Origin of the sequence: Sphingobium sp. WCS2017Hpa-17 (genome assembly GCF_031843765.1) — a bacterium.
Classification (GTDB): domain Bacteria; phylum Pseudomonadota; class Alphaproteobacteria; order Sphingomonadales; family Sphingomonadaceae; genus Sphingobium.
This window is the reverse complement of record NZ_JAVTIV010000013.1, coordinates 95,713-112,891: the sequence shown is the minus strand read 5'-3', so window position 1 is coordinate 112,891 and position 17,179 is coordinate 95,713. Positions and strand designations below refer to the sequence as shown.

General features: G+C 60.5%; 14 protein-coding genes. 10 read left to right on the top strand and 4 right to left on the bottom strand.

Annotated elements, in window-relative coordinates:
* Positions 1 to 419 precede the first annotated feature (419 nt).
* The 6 genes from RQH62_RS17160 to RQH62_RS17135 all read left to right on the top strand — a co-directional run bounded on the left by RQH62_RS17160 (position 420) and on the right by RQH62_RS17135 (position 7,980).
* Positions 420 to 1,193: a TIM barrel protein gene (locus tag RQH62_RS17160; protein WP_311269941.1), complete on the top strand. Its 774-nt coding sequence runs from the start codon at positions 420 to 422 to the stop codon at positions 1,191 to 1,193.
* Between the two features lie 71 nt (positions 1,194 to 1,264).
* A complete protein-coding gene (locus RQH62_RS17155) occupies positions 1,265 to 2,221 on the top strand; it encodes a sugar phosphate isomerase/epimerase (protein ID WP_311269940.1) in 957 nt (318 codons plus the stop codon).
* Positions 2,222 to 2,240: 19 nt separating this feature from the next.
* Positions 2,241 to 3,164 carry a sugar phosphate isomerase/epimerase gene (locus tag RQH62_RS17150; protein WP_311269939.1) on the top strand — a complete coding sequence of 308 codons (924 nt, stop codon included), beginning with the start codon at positions 2,241 to 2,243 and terminating at the stop codon, positions 3,162 to 3,164.
* 217 nt (positions 3,165 to 3,381) lie between these two features.
* Positions 3,382 to 3,777 (top strand): DoxX family protein, encoded by a 396-nt coding sequence (locus RQH62_RS17145; protein ID WP_311269938.1) that lies wholly within the window; start codon positions 3,382 to 3,384, stop codon positions 3,775 to 3,777.
* 223 nt (positions 3,778 to 4,000) lie between these two features.
* Positions 4,001 to 6,286 carry a TonB-dependent receptor gene (locus RQH62_RS17140; RefSeq protein WP_311269937.1) on the top strand — a complete coding sequence of 762 codons (2,286 nt, stop codon included), beginning with the start codon at positions 4,001 to 4,003 and terminating at the stop codon, positions 6,284 to 6,286.
* A gap of 308 nt (positions 6,287 to 6,594) precedes the next feature.
* Positions 6,595 to 7,980 (top strand): glycoside-pentoside-hexuronide (GPH):cation symporter, encoded by a 1,386-nt coding sequence (locus RQH62_RS17135; protein WP_311269936.1) that lies wholly within the window; start codon positions 6,595 to 6,597, stop codon positions 7,978 to 7,980.
* Positions 7,981 to 8,054: 74 nt separating this feature from the next.
* On the opposite strand, the gene RQH62_RS17130 is transcribed toward RQH62_RS17135, so the two are convergent.
* The 4 genes from RQH62_RS17130 to RQH62_RS17115 form a co-directional block, all read right to left on the bottom strand.
* Positions 8,055 to 8,885, bottom strand: coding sequence for a nuclear transport factor 2 family protein (locus tag RQH62_RS17130; RefSeq protein ID WP_311269935.1), 831 nt, complete (start codon positions 8,883 to 8,885; stop codon positions 8,055 to 8,057).
* Positions 8,882 to 10,564: a GMC family oxidoreductase gene (locus RQH62_RS17125; protein WP_311269934.1), complete on the bottom strand. Its 1,683-nt coding sequence runs from the start codon at positions 10,562 to 10,564 to the stop codon at positions 8,882 to 8,884. Before RQH62_RS17125 ends, RQH62_RS17130 begins: the two co-directional genes overlap by 4 nt.
* The gene (locus RQH62_RS17120) at positions 10,561 to 11,211 is read right to left on the bottom strand and encodes a gluconate 2-dehydrogenase subunit 3 family protein (RefSeq protein ID WP_311269933.1); all 651 of its coding nucleotides are present in this window, start codon (positions 11,209 to 11,211) and stop codon (positions 10,561 to 10,563) included. Before RQH62_RS17120 ends, RQH62_RS17125 begins: the two co-directional genes overlap by 4 nt.
* A gap of 87 nt (positions 11,212 to 11,298) precedes the next feature.
* Positions 11,299 to 12,819 (bottom strand): MFS transporter, encoded by a 1,521-nt coding sequence (locus RQH62_RS17115; RefSeq protein WP_311269932.1) that lies wholly within the window; start codon positions 12,817 to 12,819, stop codon positions 11,299 to 11,301.
* A gap of 322 nt (positions 12,820 to 13,141) precedes the next feature.
* On the opposite strand from RQH62_RS17115, the gene RQH62_RS17110 reads away from it, so the two are divergent.
* From RQH62_RS17110 to RQH62_RS17095, 4 genes are all read left to right on the top strand, one after another.
* Positions 13,142 to 14,092: a ThuA domain-containing protein gene (locus RQH62_RS17110; protein WP_311269931.1), complete on the top strand. Its 951-nt coding sequence runs from the start codon at positions 13,142 to 13,144 to the stop codon at positions 14,090 to 14,092.
* 367 nt (positions 14,093 to 14,459) lie between these two features.
* The gene (locus tag RQH62_RS17105) at positions 14,460 to 15,686 is read left to right on the top strand and encodes an MFS transporter (RefSeq protein WP_311269930.1); all 1,227 of its coding nucleotides are present in this window, start codon (positions 14,460 to 14,462) and stop codon (positions 15,684 to 15,686) included.
* Between the two features lie 3 nt (positions 15,687 to 15,689).
* The gene (locus RQH62_RS17100) at positions 15,690 to 16,700 is read left to right on the top strand and encodes a TIM barrel protein (protein WP_311269929.1); all 1,011 of its coding nucleotides are present in this window, start codon (positions 15,690 to 15,692) and stop codon (positions 16,698 to 16,700) included.
* Positions 16,701 to 16,712: 12 nt separating this feature from the next.
* Positions 16,713 to 17,105, top strand: a complete 393-nt coding sequence (locus RQH62_RS17095; protein WP_311269928.1) for a DUF6379 domain-containing protein — start codon at positions 16,713 to 16,715, stop codon at positions 17,103 to 17,105.
* Positions 17,106 to 17,179 lie beyond the last annotated feature (74 nt).

Here is a 17,179-nt window from a genome sequence, read left to right as displayed (position 1 = left end):
CTCGCCCGTCCATATCAACCTTCCCCGTAAGGGTTAACGGGTCGGCCTGCACATCGTCCTTTCCGAGGATTGCTCAGCGTTCACTCACGTTACGGCCTGTACGCTCGCACGGTCACCTACGTGACCGTCATCCGGGGGCTTCAGACATTTCGTCACCTCCATGCCTGCCCCGGTTGCTTCCGGCTGGAGCATCGCCGGGCGGGCCTTTCACCCGCTAGAAAGTGCCGCCTTTGCACGGCGCACACCCTTCCCGGACGCTCAACCAAAGCCTCAATATATGCCTGGCGTGGGTATTCCAAAGTAACTTGACCTCATTCGCAAACGCCGCGATATAAACGCTACAAAATAGTGGGGATCAACCTCGCCAGGCATACGAGCGCCTTTGGTGCCACGGGGCCGTAGAATGGGAAGGAGATCCTATGTCTGCGTGCTACCCACTTTCATCCTGTATCGAATGGCAATTTACCGAAGCCGGGGAACTTGACGCACGGCTGCGCGCGGCTAGTGTGGCCGGTTTTGAACTGGTTGAATTTCATCTCTGGCGAGACAAGCCGGTAGACAGACTGGCGACCGCGCTGGCCGAAACAGGCATGCGACTCACCGGCGTGTGCGTCGATCCGCGCCGTTCGATTGTCGATCCGGCTGAACGCGAAGAGATGGTCACGGCAGTGCGCGAGACAATCGCGGCCACGGAGCAACTGGGCAAGCCCGACCTTATTGTCGCGTCCGGTTTCCGGATCGAGGGGCTAAGCGAAGACGAGCATTTCGCCAATGCCGTGACCGCACTGCGTGCCGCGGCAGACGTGGCAGAGGAGGCAGGAGTCACGCTTTTGCTCGAACCACTCAATACCCGATTGTTCGCGGCGATGTATCTGGTCAGCACAAAGCTTGGCCTTGATCTGGTCGAGGCCGTAAACAGCCCCAATCTGCGCCTGCTCTACGATGTCTGGCACAGTGCGGTCATGGGCGAGACGATGGCCGAGGTTCTGGCGGGCCGCATCCATCTGGTCGCCCATGTGCAGGTCGCCGACATGGACGACAGGCATGAACCCGGCACCGGCAGTCTGGACTGGGCCGATATCATGCAAACCTTGCAGGATCTGGGCTATTCGGGTGCCATCGGCCTGGAATATTTCCCCACCCTCCCCATGGACCAGTCGCTGGCGCTGACGCAGCAAAAGCTGGGCTGCTGACGGCAAAACACCGTCAGTCGAAGAGGACGCAAGGGCGACAATCGCTCGCGCCAGATAATTGGATATCCGACATGTATGCCGAAAATATCGCGATCAGTCTCGACCTGATCAATCGCCATTATCAGGAACCAAACCGGAACCGCTACGAAAGCCGGTATTTTTGGGAAGAACTCTATACGCTGATCGCCGCATCCGGTTTCTCCACCATCGAGATTCCTTATGAGCCGGTCTGGCAATTCGGCGGACGCAGCGGCGTGCCGTTCAACCGCTACTGCGTAAACACCAAATATGGCGACGCAACCAATTATCGCGCATTACTGGCGGCAAGCGGGATCAGCCAGGTCAGCGGTGTGACTTTCGATCCCAACCTGTTCATGCGCAACGCCAATCTGGATTTCTATTTCGGCGCCACTGGTCACTTTGCCAAGGAAGCCGTCGGCCACGCAGCAGATCTGGGCGCACGTTATTTCGCCATTAGCCCTTCCCCTTTCCATGGACGGGTCGCGCAATATCATCCCGACATAGAGAATGATCTGGAGAGTTTCACGGCACGCACCGTCACACTGCTGACCGATCTTGCCACCACCGCGGCAGAGCGCGGCGTCGACCTCGTGCTTCGCAACGAATATTGGAGTCTGTTCCGGGGTGAACGGATTTTGGCGCTCGCCGATATGCTACCCGAAACGGTCAAGCTGGACATTGATACGGCGAACCTTTTTATCGCCGGCATCCCGGCCGAAGCCTTCATCGAAGCGCAAATCGGAAGGATCGGTTGCGTGCATCTGACCGACACCGATTTCGTCGATACGCAGTCCGTCTGGAAATCTGCCAATCCCGAATTTCCAAGCGAGCGTGCCACGCAGGTTTTCCGTGATCCCGGCACGGGATCGGTCGACCTGACCGGGATCATGACGCTGCTCGACAAGCTGGACTATCGCGGCGCCGTCACCTGTAGCGCCCGACAGACGAGGGACCCGTTTCGCGCGCTGTTGCGAACCCGCATCCTCCTCAATCAGCTACACAAATAAAGTGAACGGAGCCTCCGTCATGTCGAACATTCGCTACGCAAATATGTGCCACTGGAAAGCGATCCCTTACCGCAAGATCGATAATTTCCGTGAATTCTACTATGAGGACAAGACCAACAGCGCCTATTATTCGGACTGGGACAATATATTGAAATATCAGTCCGCATTGGGCTTTGAAGGAATCGAAATCGCGCCCTGGGACCTAGCCGATATCGTGCCACTGTTCGGATCGCCTCGAAACTTCGCTGAATTCGCGAAGGATCGCGGGGTGCAGGTAATAGGGATGTTCCATGGCGCCCATGCCTCCCATGCTGCGGACCATTTCGACGAAGCCGTGCGCGCCGGGCGGGAGGCGGTCGACACGATCGTCCAGTTTGGTGGCACTTACATGAACACCTGCCCTACCCAGAATTATTACGGGACGGGTCCGTTAAGCCGGGAAGAAGTGCAGCAATGCGCAAAGGTGATGAACGAGATCGGTCTCTACGCGACGGATCATGGGGTAAAAATTGGCCTCCACAATGAATTTTTCTGCGCGATCAACCTCCCCAATCATCGCGAACTGATCGAATCGACCGATCCGAAGCTCGTTCACTACTGCATCGATACTGCTCAGATAGCGATCTTGGGTGAAGATCTGCTCAAATTCTACGATGATTACCATGATCGTATCAGCACGTTTCACCTCAAGGACACCGCTTCTGCCAATCAACCGGATGCCGTGCGCTATGCACAGGATCCGGAAATCGCCGACGATGGCACGCGATGGTTCTGGGAACCGGGCCAGGGTGAACTTGATCTGCAAGGCCTTTATCGCCTGCTAAAGCAACATGCCTTCCAAGGGTGGATTTCGATCGAATATGACGGTTCCCCCGACCTGTTGGCTTCGATGGCCATGACACGCTACTTTTTGGACAAGGAATTGCGGCCAATCTACGACTGAGCGCAGCTTCCGCAGCACGGTGATCAGCCGTTTCTCACGGCTTGACGGACACATGACACCGGATCGCAAAAGTTAGAATGTTATTTTAATTATTGCGATCTCGGGTCCGACACTACCCAGTTTTGCGACCGACATGGTCGACCAACCGGCAACGACCGGACAGGAGAGGAAGCAATTTATGCATTCCCGTAACAGGCTTCATAAGACCGGCAAGATCATGGGCGTCGTCCTCGCATCCTGCTTGCTTGCGCTCTTCTTCCTCTTCGTCGGCTATATGAAGGCCTTCGCGCCGTTGGCCGAGCTGATGCAGCATCACGCCTGGACCGTCTATCTGCCAGAGCCTGTCGGCCGGACCGTCGGGTGGAGCGAAATGGGGTGCGCGCTGTTGCTGCTGATCGGGATCGCTCGACCGGCGGCGGCGCGGGTCGGCGCAGTCGCCCTGCTGCTCAATCAGATGGTCGCGGCGGCGGTGCATGGGTGGATGGGCGAAGCCCAGTCGCTGCCGCAAAATGCCGTCATCGTCCTGATCTGCGTCCTGATCCTTGCCCTGCAATCAGGTCGCCGAATCATGGAGACGGCTCATAAAGAGGCGACGAGCGCCACCTTGCATTGAGGCCCATCGATCCATTGTACGTCCGACCGGCGGACCGACAATTGATCACCCCGACCCGATAAAAACCATGGAATGTTGGGCCTACGCGCCAAAAAACTGGATCGGAACAAAACTAAAATACGTATTCCTTTATGGGTTGACGCATAGGGCGCCCATTATTAAAACCATCATTGCAATTCGTAAAACCCCCTATGAAGGGGGAGGAACATCGAGGGGAGGAACCATGCAAAATTTCCGCCGCATATCCGCGTTGACCGCCAGTGTCGCCGCCATTGCTTTCGCCAGCCCACTCTGGGCGCAGGAGAACGGTCCTGCTGATAACAGCACGACCGGCCTGGCCGACATTATCGTCACCGCGCAAAAGCGCGCCACCAACATTCAGGATACGCCGATCGCGATGCGCGCGTTCGACAGTGACGCCGTGCTGAACGCCGGCATCAGTGACGTGAACGGCCTGTCGCGCCTTGCGCCGGACCTGAACATCACCAACGACACCCAATATACCAAGATTTCGGTCCGCGGCATTTCCAGCCAGGATCATGGCGAAACTGCCGATCCGGCGCTGACCATCAACATTGATGGCGAATATATCAACCGCCCGATTGCGCTGAATGCCAGCTTCTTCGACCTGGAACGCATCGAAGTGCTGCGCGGCCCGCAGGGCACGCTCTATGGCCGCAACGCCACGGCCGGTGCGCTGAACATCGTCGTCGCCAAGCCCAAGCTGGGCGAATTTGCCGGTTATGCAACGGGCAGCTACGGCAATTACAAGTCGCTGTCCGCCGAAGCCGCCGTCAACCTACCGTTGGGGGATAAGGTCGCCATTCGCGCCAGCGGCATGCACAATGAGCATGACGGCTATTTCAACAACGGCCCAGCCGGTCGCGGCAGCGCAGGCAATACCGACGCGGCCCGTCTGTCCATTTACGCCGAACCGACCGAAGGCGTGCGCGCCTATCTGGCCGGCGAATATGTGAATGTCGACACGACCGGCGTCGCCCAATATGGCATCGTCGTCGCCAATAACGGCGTGCTGACCAACCCGGCCTATGCCGGTGGCCTGGTCGATCCCATTCCGTCGACGCCGCAGCTGGAAAATGGCGGCGTGCCGCATAATCTTCAGTTCAATCCGCCGCGCAAATCCTTCCCGCTGGGTGATCTGGGCTATACCCGGATCAAGCAATATGCGGTGCGCGGACGGCTCGACGTCGACGTCGGTTCCATCGGTACGCTGAGCTATATCGGCGGTTATCGCGATGTGCAGTCCGATGTCAGCCAGCCGCTGAACGGCTATGTACCGACCGTCTTCATTCAGAATTACGAGAAGAATTCCCAGACGCAGAGCCATGAAATTCGCCTGTCCGGCGGGGAGAATGGCGGCGTGATCTATCAGGTCGGCGCCTTCTACTTTAACGAAGACCAGTATATGGCGCAGGGACTATTCCTGCCGCTGGCTGCGGGCGGCAGCTACCTCAATTATTTCTACCGCCCCTATGTGAAGAATAAATCCTATGCTGGCTTCGCGCAGGCGACCGTTCCTCTGGCTGAAACGCTGAGCGTCACCGGCGGTATCCGCTATACCAAGGACAAGAAGAACGCCCAGTTCACGAATTTCGGCCCTCGTTTCGGCCTCGGTTCTACACCCCCGACACTCGAAACAGCGGGCAGCACGACCACTTACCCCAACATGAAGGACAGTCAGGTCACCTGGACGCTGGGCGTGGATTATAAGCCGAGCCGCGATAACCTGATCTACGGCAAGGTCGCCACCGGTTACAAAGCGGGCGGTTTCGACAATGTCAGTTCTTTCGGCGCGGAAAAGCTGACTGCCTATGAAATCGGCACGAAGAACAGCTTTGCCAACCGCACGATCCAGTTCAACGCATCTGCCTTCTATTATGACTATAAGGATCAGCAGATCCCGATCTTCCTCGACACCAATGTTGGTGCAGAAGTGGTGAATGCGGGCGCGTCACGCATCTGGGGCATCGAAACGGACACCACGATCCTGCTGTCCCGCAACGATCGCTTCACGGCGACCGTCAATTATCTGAATGCGAAGCTGACCAAATTCTCCGCGAACCTGCTGGGCCTGACGGGCACGCTGACCGACAGCGATCCCAACACGCCGGGACTTCAGCCCTTTGACCTGAGCGGCAATACGCCGGTGCAGTCGCCCAAATGGACCATTGCGCTGGGCTATGACCATGATTTCCACTTCGGCGATCAGAAGGTGACAGCCAGCCTGTTCAGCCGGTTCAAGTCGGATTATTATCTGCAACCCAGCAATGACCTGGCCACCCGGCAGAAGGCGTTCACCCAGACCGACTTCACGCTGGAATGGGTGGCTCCCAATGACCGCTTCAGTGTTCAGGGTTTCGTCCGCAATATCGAAAATTATCGGCCCTTCGCCTTTGCGGGCTATGTGAACGCCGGCGGTTCGCTGCTGATCAACTATGTCTATGGTTCTCCCCGCACCTATGGCGTTCGTGGCACCGTCCGTTTCTGACGGACAGCAGGAACAAAATAGGGCATGATCTGGGGCGGTTCCGGCTAGGCCGGCGGAACCGCCTCTTCTTCGACCGGACCCAGCTTCCGCGACGCGGCAAGCGCCCAAGGAGAAGGTCATGCTTCCGTGCGCCTGCATCGAATGGCTGCTCAGGGACGATACGCCCGATTTCGCCAACCTTGTCCGCGCGGCTAAGGCGGCTGACCTTTTGCATTGAAAAATAACGACAGGGCCGGCCGCAAACCGGCCCTGAATTGCATCCGGCCCGGCACAGACAGGGCCGCCAAAAAGATGGTGAGGAAAGCGCGATGACAAGTGTTGTTGCAGGTCATGCGATGGAGGACCGGCCAGTTACGGCCAGTGCCGGAAACGACAGGCTGAAACCCTGGGAGAAGATCAGCTATGGTCTGGGCGACTTCGCCTGTGGCCTCAGTTGGAACGCGGTGGGCGCATTCCTCCTGTATTTCTATACAAATGTCGCGTTGCTGCCCGCAGCGGCGGTTGGGACATTATTCCTGCTGTCCCGCCTGTTCGACGCAGGCATCGACCTGGGCGTCGGGTTGATGGTTGACCGGACTCGGACGCGCTGGGGCCGCACCCGCCCCTATTTCCTGTTCACAGCCATCCCCTTCTCCATCCTGCTGGTGCTGACATTCACCACCATCGATGCATCGACGGGGGCAAAGCTGGCCTATGCCTATGTCACCTTTTCGCTGCTCGGCATCCTCTACAGCTTTCTGGCAGTGCCCTTTTCCGCGCTGATGCCGATGATGACGACTGACCATGGCAGCCGGATGCAACTGGGTAGTGCGCGCGCAATCGGCACGTCGATCTCCGTCATCCTGGCGACCGCCGCCACCATGCCGCTGGTCGGCATGCTGGGCGGGGGAAATGAACGCACCGGCTTTGCGCTAGTGGCGGCGCTGTTCGCGGTGCTGACGCTGGCGGCGCTGCTCAACCTGTTCTTCAGTTGCCGGGAACGCCACCATGACGAAGCGCCCCGCAGCGAGGCGATCGGCCCACAGGTGCGCGCCATGGTGCGCAACCGGGCGTGGCTGGTGACGTTCCTGTTCTGCACGCTCAATTTCCTGCGCTTCGGCTGCATCATCTCCGTCACCGCCTTCTTTGCAATAGAGGTGATGAAGGCACCATGGATGATCGGCATATTGCTGCCTGCCGTATCCGGTACGCTGCTGCTCAGCGCCTTTATCGCGCCAATGATCTTCAAACGGACGGGCATCCGTAAGGGCTGCATCGCTGCGCTGGCGGCGGCGATCCTGCTGCATCTGATCCTGCCATGGGTCGAGGCGCAGCATATATTGTTCCTGAGCCTGTTCCTGATCGCCGCCATTCTGGTCAGCCTGACCATGACGGCCATTTTCACCATGGCGGCCGACGCGGTGGACTATCATGAATGGATTTTCGGCGTCCGCAACGAAGGGCTGCTGTCATCCGGCATCAGCCTGTCGACCAAGATCGGCATGGCCATCGGCACCGCCATCATCGCCTATGTGCTGGGCATCGCCGGCTATGATCCCAAGGACGTGACGGACGGCGCGCGGGCGGCGATCCGCTGGTCCTATTATGGCTGGCCGATCGCCATCATGGTCATTCAGGTCGCGATCATTGCCTTTTGGCCGATGGACGGCCTGCATGATCGCATCCGCAAGGAGATTGCAGCACGGGCGAACTGATCGTCATTCAGATTGCAAAAAAGGGGGCCGCTGCGTTGGTGCAGCGGCCCCCTTTTTGTTTGCGCTGACGTCGCTCAGAACATCGGGTGGGCGTTGCGCGATGTATCGGGCACGGCCTGGAACATGTCCCAATGTTCGACGATCCGGCCATTTTCGAAGCGGAAGATTTCCACCACCGCCGCGCCGCGATCCTGCGCCGACAATTTGCCGCGATAGTGAACCGCCGCCAGATTGCCGTCGACCAGCACGCGCTGCACCGTGAAGGTCGCGCCGGGGGCCGAACGCAGCCCCTTGATCGCGGCGACTGCTTCGTCGCGCCCCTGCCCCATGCGGCTGTTATGCTGGATCAGGTCGGGCGCGATGAATTGGCTGTATGCGCCATCGACATCGCCCTTTGTGAACAGCAGGTCGATGAAGCGTTCGAACGAACGGCGATTGCGCGCCGTGTCTCCCTGCGCCGCTGGCTTTGCCGGGACCATCGCCAGCGGATCACTGCGCGGCGCGACGGGTTGCAGCACGTCCCAATGTTCGACGACCTTGCCATCGTTCAGCCGGTAAATATCGGCCACGGCCGCGCCCGACGTGCCGGGTGTGCCCTGACCGAACAGATGCACCAGCGCCAAGTCGCCGTCGATCAGCAGATGCTTCACATCGAAATGCGCGCCGGGTTGCGCGAATTTCGGTCCCAGCACGTCCACGGCGACTTTCGCGCCGTCGGGAAGGCCCGGATTATGCTGAGTATAGTCCGAAGCGACATGCGCGGCGAACGCGCCCGCCACGTCGCGCTGCGCGTAGAAGCGGTCGACGAAATCGGTGACGATCGCGCGGTTATCGACCGCTTTTGCCAGCACGGCAGGCGCGATGGCGATGAGCGCGACGCTCAGTGTCCTGATAACGCCCCTCACAGCGCGCCCTCCTTCATCAAGGATACCGCATGGTCGCAGGCCCGCGCCGTCAGCGCCATATAGGTCAGCGACGGGTTCTGGCAGGCGGACGAACTCATCTGCGCACCGTCAGTGACGAACAGGTTGGATATGTCATGCGACTGGCTCCAGCGGTTGAGGACAGAGGTTTTCGGATCATGACCCATGCGCGCGCCGCCCATTTCGTGAATGGCGGTGCCGCCCGGATTGGGCTGGTCAAAGCCCATGATGACATGGCCGCCAGCGGCCTCCATCATCGCAGCGGCTTCCTTCTTCGCGTCGGCCAGCGCGCGCCGTTCATTGTCGCCATGTTCGAAATGAATGCTGAGCATCGGCAACCCTTGCGGGTCCAGCTTCGCAGGGTCTAACGTCAGGCGATTGGTCGCGCGCGGCAGGCTTTCGGCGAAACCGACGAACACCATGCGCCAGGCACCAGTTTTGCGGGTTTCCGCCTTATAATCCTTGCCGATGCCCGCCGACCGCTTGGCCGCCGTCCAGCCGCTCTGCAACGCGCCGCCCTGAAAGCTGTAGCCACGCGTGAAGTCGCCATCCTTGCTATCAAGATTACGGAAACGCGGGATGACGACGCCGGTCGGGCGATTGCCGAATGTCGTGCGATCCTCAAATCCCGGCATCATCGCCATGGTCGACAGGGTCGAGGCATGGTCCATGACATGGGTGCCCAGCACGCCACTGCTGTTCGCAAGGCCATTGGGGAAGGCTTCGGAACGGGAGCGCAGCAGGATGTGCACGCTGTTGAAGGCGCTGGCGTTCAGGAACACCATGCGCGCGCTGTGGCTGCTGCGCTGGCCGGTCTTCACGTTGATGACGCGCACGCCGGTCGCCTTTTTCGTGGCGGGATCATAATCGACCGCCTCCACCAGCGAATCCGTCACCACCGTCAGCCGCCCGGTCGCCTGCGCGGCGGGCAGGGTCGAACTTTGCGTGCTAAAATAAGCGCCGTAGGAACAGCCGCGCGCGCAGATGGAGCGGTACTGGCATGGCGCGCGGCCTTCCTTCGGCTCGGTCAGGTTCGCGGTGCGACCGACAGTCAGACAACGGTCGGGCCATTTTTTCGAGATGGCTTCGCGCACATGCTGTTCCACGACGTTGAGCGCCATGGGCGGCAGGAATTTCCCGTCGGGCAGCGAAGGCAGACCTTCCGCCGCGCCGGACACGCCAATGAAGTCCTCTACATGATCATACCATGGCGCGATATCGGCGTATCGGATCGGCCAGTCGGTGCCGTACCCGTCCGCCTTGTTCGCGCCAAAATCATAGTCCGACCAGCGATAGCTTTGCCGGCCCCAGGTCAGCGACCGACCGCCAAGCTGATAGCTGCGCCACCAGCTGAACTGCGTACCATCGGCAACGGCATAGGGATTATCCTTGTCGTTGACGAAATGGTTCTGGGTGAATTCGGTAAAGTGGCGATTGAGATGCTGCACCGGATATTCCGCAGCATAGAGCTCCGCGTCACCCTCGCCGCGAAACGGCATGTCCCACGGTGCCTTGGTTTCGGTGACATAGTCGGTGCCATGCTCGATCATGCGTCCCCGCTCGATCATCAGCACTTTGAGGCCTTTTTCCGTGAGTTCCTTTGCAGCCCACCCGCCGGTGATGCCGGAACCCACCACGATCGTGTCAAAATCCATGCTCATCCGAAATCCACCGCTGTCCAGTCGCTCGACCAGGAGCGGTTGTTGGGGGCCAAGGGAAGGTTCGGATCCCAGCGACCCGGCACCAGTTCATATTGCAGTTCGCGGCTGCCCCCGATTTCCGAGGTATAATAGCCGGTCAGGATCAGCCCCTTCAGCTTCTTCCACGGATGATCCTTGCGTTCGCCAGTGAAGGCATCCGCATCATAGGCGGACAGCACTTCATGCTGGCGGGCGGGCGGCAGGTTCAGGAACAGCGAGTTGGACAGTTGATTGAGTTCCCGCTCCACCCCATCCAGCACGGAAAGGCCGCCGCGATCTTCGCCCATATGGACACGCCCCGGCGTTTCGGGCGCGGTGTCCTCCAGCCCGTGACGTAGCGCCAGTTCGACGAAGGCCGGCACGCCAGCCGCAACGGCGCCGGGCGTATCGGTTGCGGGAATCACCAGGTCGGACAGACGGGCCAGCAGCAGCTTTTCAGACGCTGTCGCGCCGCCATCCTGCCCTTCGCGCACCTTGTTCCATGCATGCACCGGCAATCCCACCAGCGCACCCAGAACGGCCGCGCCCCCCAATATCTGGCGGCGATCCGCCCTGGCGGGCGACCATTCGTCCGATGGCGCTGAAAGACTTTTTTCGCCTTGTCCCATACCCTCTCCTCGCGCGCCGACACGGGCACCCATATGAACTATAATTCTATTTCTTACAGAGTCAGGAACAAGGCGGCAAGTCTTGTATTACCGCCTTTTATCCCCACTCCCGCGAATTTGAAGCTGACGCGGAATGGCGATCGCGAGCAGGCCAACCACGATCAGGCTGACCGCCACGACTATGGCCGACAGGGTGAAGGCGTGGATCGCATCTTCCCCGGCCGTTCCAGCCAGCGGATCGATCAGGAAGAACAAGGTGCCGATCGCCGCCGCGCCGATGGCGGACCCCAGTTGCTGTGTCGCCTTGAGCGTGCCCGATGCGGAGCCGGCATGGCCGACATCGACTTCGGACAGGGTACAGGGCGGCAAGGGACCGCCGACCAGCCCCATGCCCAGCCCCATGGCGAGCAGCGGAAAGGCTATCAGCCAGGGGGCGGCAGCCATCAGCGGCGGGGCGTTGAACATCGCGATCAGCACGCCCAGCCCCACGACCATCACCGCTGCACCCCATGTGATGATGATCGGGCCGAAACGCGGCAACGCCTTGCGCGACAACATGCCGATAGCGAAGGACGCGCCGAACGCATAAGGCACATGGGCGATGCCCACCTGCGCCGCGGTGAAGTGCAGGCCGCGCTGCATGGCGAGGGTCAGGATGAACAGCAGCCCGCCGGTCGCCGTCTGAAACATCAGGGTGGTGAGCAGACCGAAGGTGAAGCCGCGTGCATGGAACAGGTCCGGCACGATCAGCGCCGAACCGTCCCGCGCCATACGCGCCCGGCTGTGGCGGATCAGGATCAGCGCGATGGGCAGGCTGCATGCCATCAGCGCGAAGCCCCAGAGCGGCCAGCCATAATCGCGCCCCTGAATGAGCGGGAAGATAAGCGCGAACAGCAGCAGCATGACCAGCGCCGTGCCGCCCATGTCGAGGCGCGGACTGTGGGCGGACTTGCCAGCAGGCAGGATGCGCACGGCCATGACCAGTGCGATGATCCCGATAGGCAGGTTGATCAGGAAAATCGGCCGCCAGCCCAGCCCGAACAGATTGGCGCTGAGGATCAGGCCGCCGATGACCGGCCCCAACACCGCCGCAAGGCCGCCCAATATGCCGAACAGGCCCAGCGCCGCCACGCGTTCATGCGGCGGGTACATGATCTGCGTCAGCGACATGACCTGCGGCAGCATGATCGCCGCCGTCGCCCCCTGCAACAATCGCGCTGCGACCAGTTGGCCGGGATCCTGCGCCAGACCGCAGAGCAGCGACGTCAGCGTGAAACCCGCGACGCCGATCAGGAAAGCGCGGCGGTAGCCGAATATGTCGCCCAACCGCCCGCCGGTGATCAGCAACAGCGAAAAAATGGTAGAGTAGCCCGCGACCATCCACTGCACTTCGGCGTCGCTGGCGCCCAGTTGCGCCTGCAATGTCGGCACCGCGACATTGATGATCGTCATGTCGACAAGGTCGAGCACCATGGCGGTGGCGACGATGGCCAGCGCGATGCTGCGTTGCCGGTGGGTGAGCCGCGACGCGGACGCAAGCGCGCTGTCCACGCCGGCCATAGCCTGTCCCACGCCCCGACCTACACCCTGTCCTGCGGTGCCGTTCATACCCCTCCCCTTCGGACCCGCCGGCCACGCCGCGAGTCAATTACGAATTAATATTCTAGTAATAGAATATCGCAATCTGCGTGACCGTCAAGTTTGCCGATCTGGACTGGCAAAAGCCTATCGACAAGCAGAATTTTTGTTCTAATAAATGTTGTGCCGCGCTTTGTCAGCCGCGCGAATCGGTAAGACTGCACCATATTTTGTCCTGCAGGATCAACCCTGTACGGGGTAATTGACGCTGCCGGGCATATCGTCCGGCCGCACCTGACAGCACGCCCCGACTGCCAGCATCATAATCACAATCACAAGAGAGGAGAATGCAATGAAGCTCGTCACGCTTGCCGCCATAACCGCCACCGCCATCCTGGCCCTGCCCGTCAGCGCGCAGGTCATCGTGAACGTCAAATATCGCCCGCCCGAAACCGTGCAGCGCGTCGCCATTCCGGTCGATCCGGCGGAAAAGCGGCTGAAGGTGCTGATCATCAGCGGCCAGAACAGCTATGAACATGACTGGACCGGCGTGAACAACATGCTGCGCACGCTCATGCAGGATACCGGTCGTTTCGATGTGCGCATTACCGAAGATTTCGATCATGGCGACCTGGCGACGCTGAAAAGCTACGATGTGGTGCTGCTCAACTATTCCAGCCGCTGGAACTATGCCGACAAGGATGAACATCGCTGGTCGAAACAGGCCGAGCAGGCGCTGTTCGACTATGTAAAGCAAGGCGGCGGGCTGGTCGCCTTCCACTCGTCCTTCACCTGGGGCCAGAACTCACCCGAATATCAGACGCTGATCGGCGCAGTCATGGAACCGGGGTCCAGCCGCCGTTCGCCGCCGGGTGCTTTCCCCATCCATATCGTCGATCGCGATCATCCGATCACGGCGGGGATGCGCGAATATGTCTGGACCTTCAACGACGACATGTACACCAACATGCGCATGGACCCGAATGCGAAGATCCATGTGCTGGCGACGGCGCGTGATGCGTCGGCCAGTTACGACCCCAAGCTGGCGGGCCACAAATATCCCGCATCCGCCTACACGCCGGAAAAGCTGAAGGCGATGAAGGGCATGGACGCGGATCATCCGCAGGTGTGGACGGCCGATTATGGCAAGGGCCGCGTCTTTTCCATGACGCCGGGCCATGACGAGGTGTCGCTGCATTTCGCGGGCCTGCAATCGCTGGTCCTGCGCGGCACTGAATGGGCAGCGACAGGCAAGGTGACATTGCCCGTGCCCGAAGAGGCGAAGGATTATCCGATCAATTAATCATATGGCCGGGGATGATGCCCCCGGCCATGGCTGGTTTCGACCAGAAGTGGACATGTTCCCCCTCCCGTTGACGGGAGGGGGCTAGGGGGTGGGCTGGACGTCGCGAGAGCCCACCCCGCTGCGACTAACGCGCTGCGCGCGCAAGTCTCGCTGCCCCTCCCGCAGGCGGGAGGGGAGTGGCCGCTCTCCACCCATATCCGCCCTTCCCCAGCCCACGCATTCGTCACGACCAGATAAGGAAGTCACCCTATTGCGGCCCGTCAATCGACGGATTGACAGGCCGCAATCAAAACAATAGACGAATAACAGTTCTAATTAGAGACGTCCGCATTTGAGTCGTCCGGGATAGAGGAGCCAAGGCGCAGTGCGTTCCCTGATCGATTTCTTCCGACGGCTGTCGCTGGTCCCCCAGGGGATCACCATCGTCGTAGCCGGTTTCCTGCCGATCTTCGCGATCGTTTCCATGTTCCCCGCCATCCCGGCGATCATCGATCATTTCGCCGGCGACCCCGCCGCACGATGGAAAGTGCCGATGATGGTGTCGGCTCCTGGGCTGACCATTGCGCTGCTGGCGCCGTTCGCCGGCTTCTTCATCGACCGGTTCGGACGTCGGCCCCTGCTGATCGGCGCGACATTGCTTTATGGCATCGTCGGCACCGCGCCTTTCTTTCTCGACAGCCTGAACGCGCTGATCGCCTGCCGCCTGCTGCTGGGCGTGGCGGAAGCGGCGATCCTGACCATCGTCAACACGCTGATCGCCGATTACTGGGACGATCGCGGTCGCAAGGACTGGCTGTTCCTTCAGGGGGTTTGCGGGCCTTTCTTCGCGTCGGGCGTGATCCTGATGTCAGGCGCGGCATCGGCCGCGCGCTGGAACGGCATCTTCCTCGTCTATGCCGTCGCCTTCCCGATCTTCATCGCGATGATCCTGTGGCTGTTCGAGCCGCGCCGCGCCGATGGCGCGACCGTCGCCGACATCGCCCGCAAGGAAACGGCGCAGCGCCCCCCCTTCCCCACCGCATCGGTCGCGCTGATCGGCGGGGTGACGCTGATCGCGTCGGCGCTCTATTATGTGTTTATCATCAGCGGTTCGCTGGCCTGGCGCGAAGTCGGCGTTATGGACCCGGCGCGCATCGGCCAGCTGACCGCCATTCCCAGCCTGTTCGTGATGCTGGGCGCGCTGATCTTCCGCCTGATGGGCAATATGTCGCATCAGGTGAAACTGGCCACTTTCTTTGGCCTGCTGGGCGCCGGTCTTGCTGGCATTGGCCTCGCCCCGGACTGGCGCTGGCTTACCGCCGCGCTCATCGTTCAGCAGACGGGCGCAGGCATGGCCGTTGCGACCATCATCCTGTGGGCGCAGAGCATGCTGCCCTTTGAACATCGTGGCCGCGGCATGGGCGTGTGGACCGCCTGCTTCTTCTTCGGCCAGTTTTCCAGCCCCTGGCTGGTCCACAAGGCCGAAACCATCGTCGGAACCATGCAGGGCGCGTTCCTTGCAGCGGGCCTGATGGGCATCGTCGCCGCGATCATCATAAGCTTCGTGCGCTCGCCGCGCACCCCTGCCCCTTCCATCGCTCCAGCGGAGTAAATCATGACCAGCGATATCAAACGGGGCGTCAGCCTCTACAGTTTCCAGCACGAAACCTTTCAGGGCAAGATGAGCCTGGAGGATTGCTTCAGGGCCTGCGCCGACATGGGCGCGCTGGGCATCGAAATCATCGGTGAACAGACCTTCTGGGGCTGGCCCGAAGCCAGCGTGGATGAAGCGAAGATCGACGAATGGCACAGCCTGATCGCGAAATATGACGCCGTGGCCGTCAGCCATGACTTCATGCTGGACTACAAGCGTTACAAGGGCCGCATGATGCCCTTTGAGGAGCAGGTTGCCAGCGTGAAGAAGGACATCGACTTCGGCGCGCGCCTGGGGATGAAATATGTCCGCGCGCTCGTGTCGATCGCGCCCGAAGTGCTGGTCGCCGCCGCGCCCTATGCAGAAGAAAAGAACATCAAGATCCTGATCGAAGTGCATGCGCCGCTGCATTTCGATCATCCCTGGATCATCCGCCACGCCGAAGCCTTCGAAAAGTCGGGTTCGGACGCGCTGGGCTTCCTGCCCGACATGGGCATGTTCCTGTTCAAATTTCCGCCGGTCTGGAAGGAACGCTTCATCCGCAACGGCGTGCCGCAGAAGATCGCCGACTATATCGAGACGGCCTATGAAGACCGTGTATTGTCGGAATATGTCATCCTGAACGTGCGGGAAATGGGCGGCGAGGGCCCGGCGCTGGGCATGGCCGAAACGCTGCGCCACAATGCCGCCTATGAACCCAGGCGGATGCTCGATTACATGCACCGCATCCACCATATCCACGGCAAATTCTATCAGATGGATGAAAATCTGATCGAACCCTGCATCCCTTATGACGAGATCGTCAAGGTGCTGAAGCAAGGCGGTTACCAAGGCTATATCTGCTCCGAATATGAGGGCAATCGCTGGATCGAGGATGCGCAGGAAGTCGATTCCGTCGAACAGGTCCGTCGTCAGCAACTCATGCTGCAATCGCTGATCGGCGAACCCACCCCCACCGTTCTCGCTGCCTAAGGAGCCGCAACCATGTTCGACAAGATGATGCTGTGCGACGAAGGTTTCGAAAATGTCGTCGAAGGCGGCGAGACGGTCGGTTTCTCGCTGCTCGCCCGCCTGCCCTATTATCGTGGCCTGGGCCTTTCGATGATCGAGGATATCGGCCTGACCATCGACGGCGAGCCGGTGGCGCGCGAGGATGTGCGCTTTTCGGTGCGCGGGCGGAGCTGGACCCTGGATGAGTTGGAAAGCGTCTATGACGACCGCTGGAACTTCGGCGAAAAGGCGAAGGTCACGGTCCTGCGCGCAGGCGGCCTGACGCCGGGCGCGCACAAGGTGGACATCGCCGTGCGGATGCGCGTGTCCTACCTGCCCTTCGTTCCGACGACCAAGACCGGCCGCGAACTGCAACTCGCCGCCTGATGCGTGCATGGCATGGCGGCGCGATGCGTCGCCATGCTGCCGACCCGCCCAGACGAGAGCGCGGGAATTTAATG

What these genes read in the sequence shown, in the direction of transcription:
- RQH62_RS17095 (WP_311269928.1), top strand. Translation starts at nt 16,713, where the DNA reads ATGTTCGACAAGATGATGCTGTGCGACGAAGGTTTCGAAAATGTCGTC.
- RQH62_RS17115 (WP_311269932.1), bottom strand. Translation starts at nt 12,819, where the DNA reads ATGAACGGCACCGCAGGACAGGGTGTAGGTCGGGGCGTGGGACAGGCT.
- RQH62_RS17120 (WP_311269933.1), bottom strand. Translation starts at nt 11,211, where the DNA reads ATGGGACAAGGCGAAAAAAGTCTTTCAGCGCCATCGGACGAATGGTCG.
- RQH62_RS17145 (WP_311269938.1), top strand. Translation starts at nt 3,382, where the DNA reads ATGGGCGTCGTCCTCGCATCCTGCTTGCTTGCGCTCTTCTTCCTCTTC.
- RQH62_RS17125 (WP_311269934.1), bottom strand. Translation starts at nt 10,564, where the DNA reads ATGAGCATGGATTTTGACACGATCGTGGTGGGTTCCGGCATCACCGGC.
- RQH62_RS17100 (WP_311269929.1), top strand. Translation starts at nt 15,690, where the DNA reads ATGACCAGCGATATCAAACGGGGCGTCAGCCTCTACAGTTTCCAGCAC.
- RQH62_RS17135 (WP_311269936.1), top strand. Translation starts at nt 6,595, where the DNA reads ATGACAAGTGTTGTTGCAGGTCATGCGATGGAGGACCGGCCAGTTACG.
- RQH62_RS17110 (WP_311269931.1), top strand. Translation starts at nt 13,142, where the DNA reads ATGAAGCTCGTCACGCTTGCCGCCATAACCGCCACCGCCATCCTGGCC.
- RQH62_RS17140 (WP_311269937.1), top strand. Translation starts at nt 4,001, where the DNA reads ATGCAAAATTTCCGCCGCATATCCGCGTTGACCGCCAGTGTCGCCGCC.
- RQH62_RS17155 (WP_311269940.1), top strand. Translation starts at nt 1,265, where the DNA reads ATGTATGCCGAAAATATCGCGATCAGTCTCGACCTGATCAATCGCCAT.
- RQH62_RS17150 (WP_311269939.1), top strand. Translation starts at nt 2,241, where the DNA reads ATGTCGAACATTCGCTACGCAAATATGTGCCACTGGAAAGCGATCCCT.
- RQH62_RS17160 (WP_311269941.1), top strand. Translation starts at nt 420, where the DNA reads ATGTCTGCGTGCTACCCACTTTCATCCTGTATCGAATGGCAATTTACC.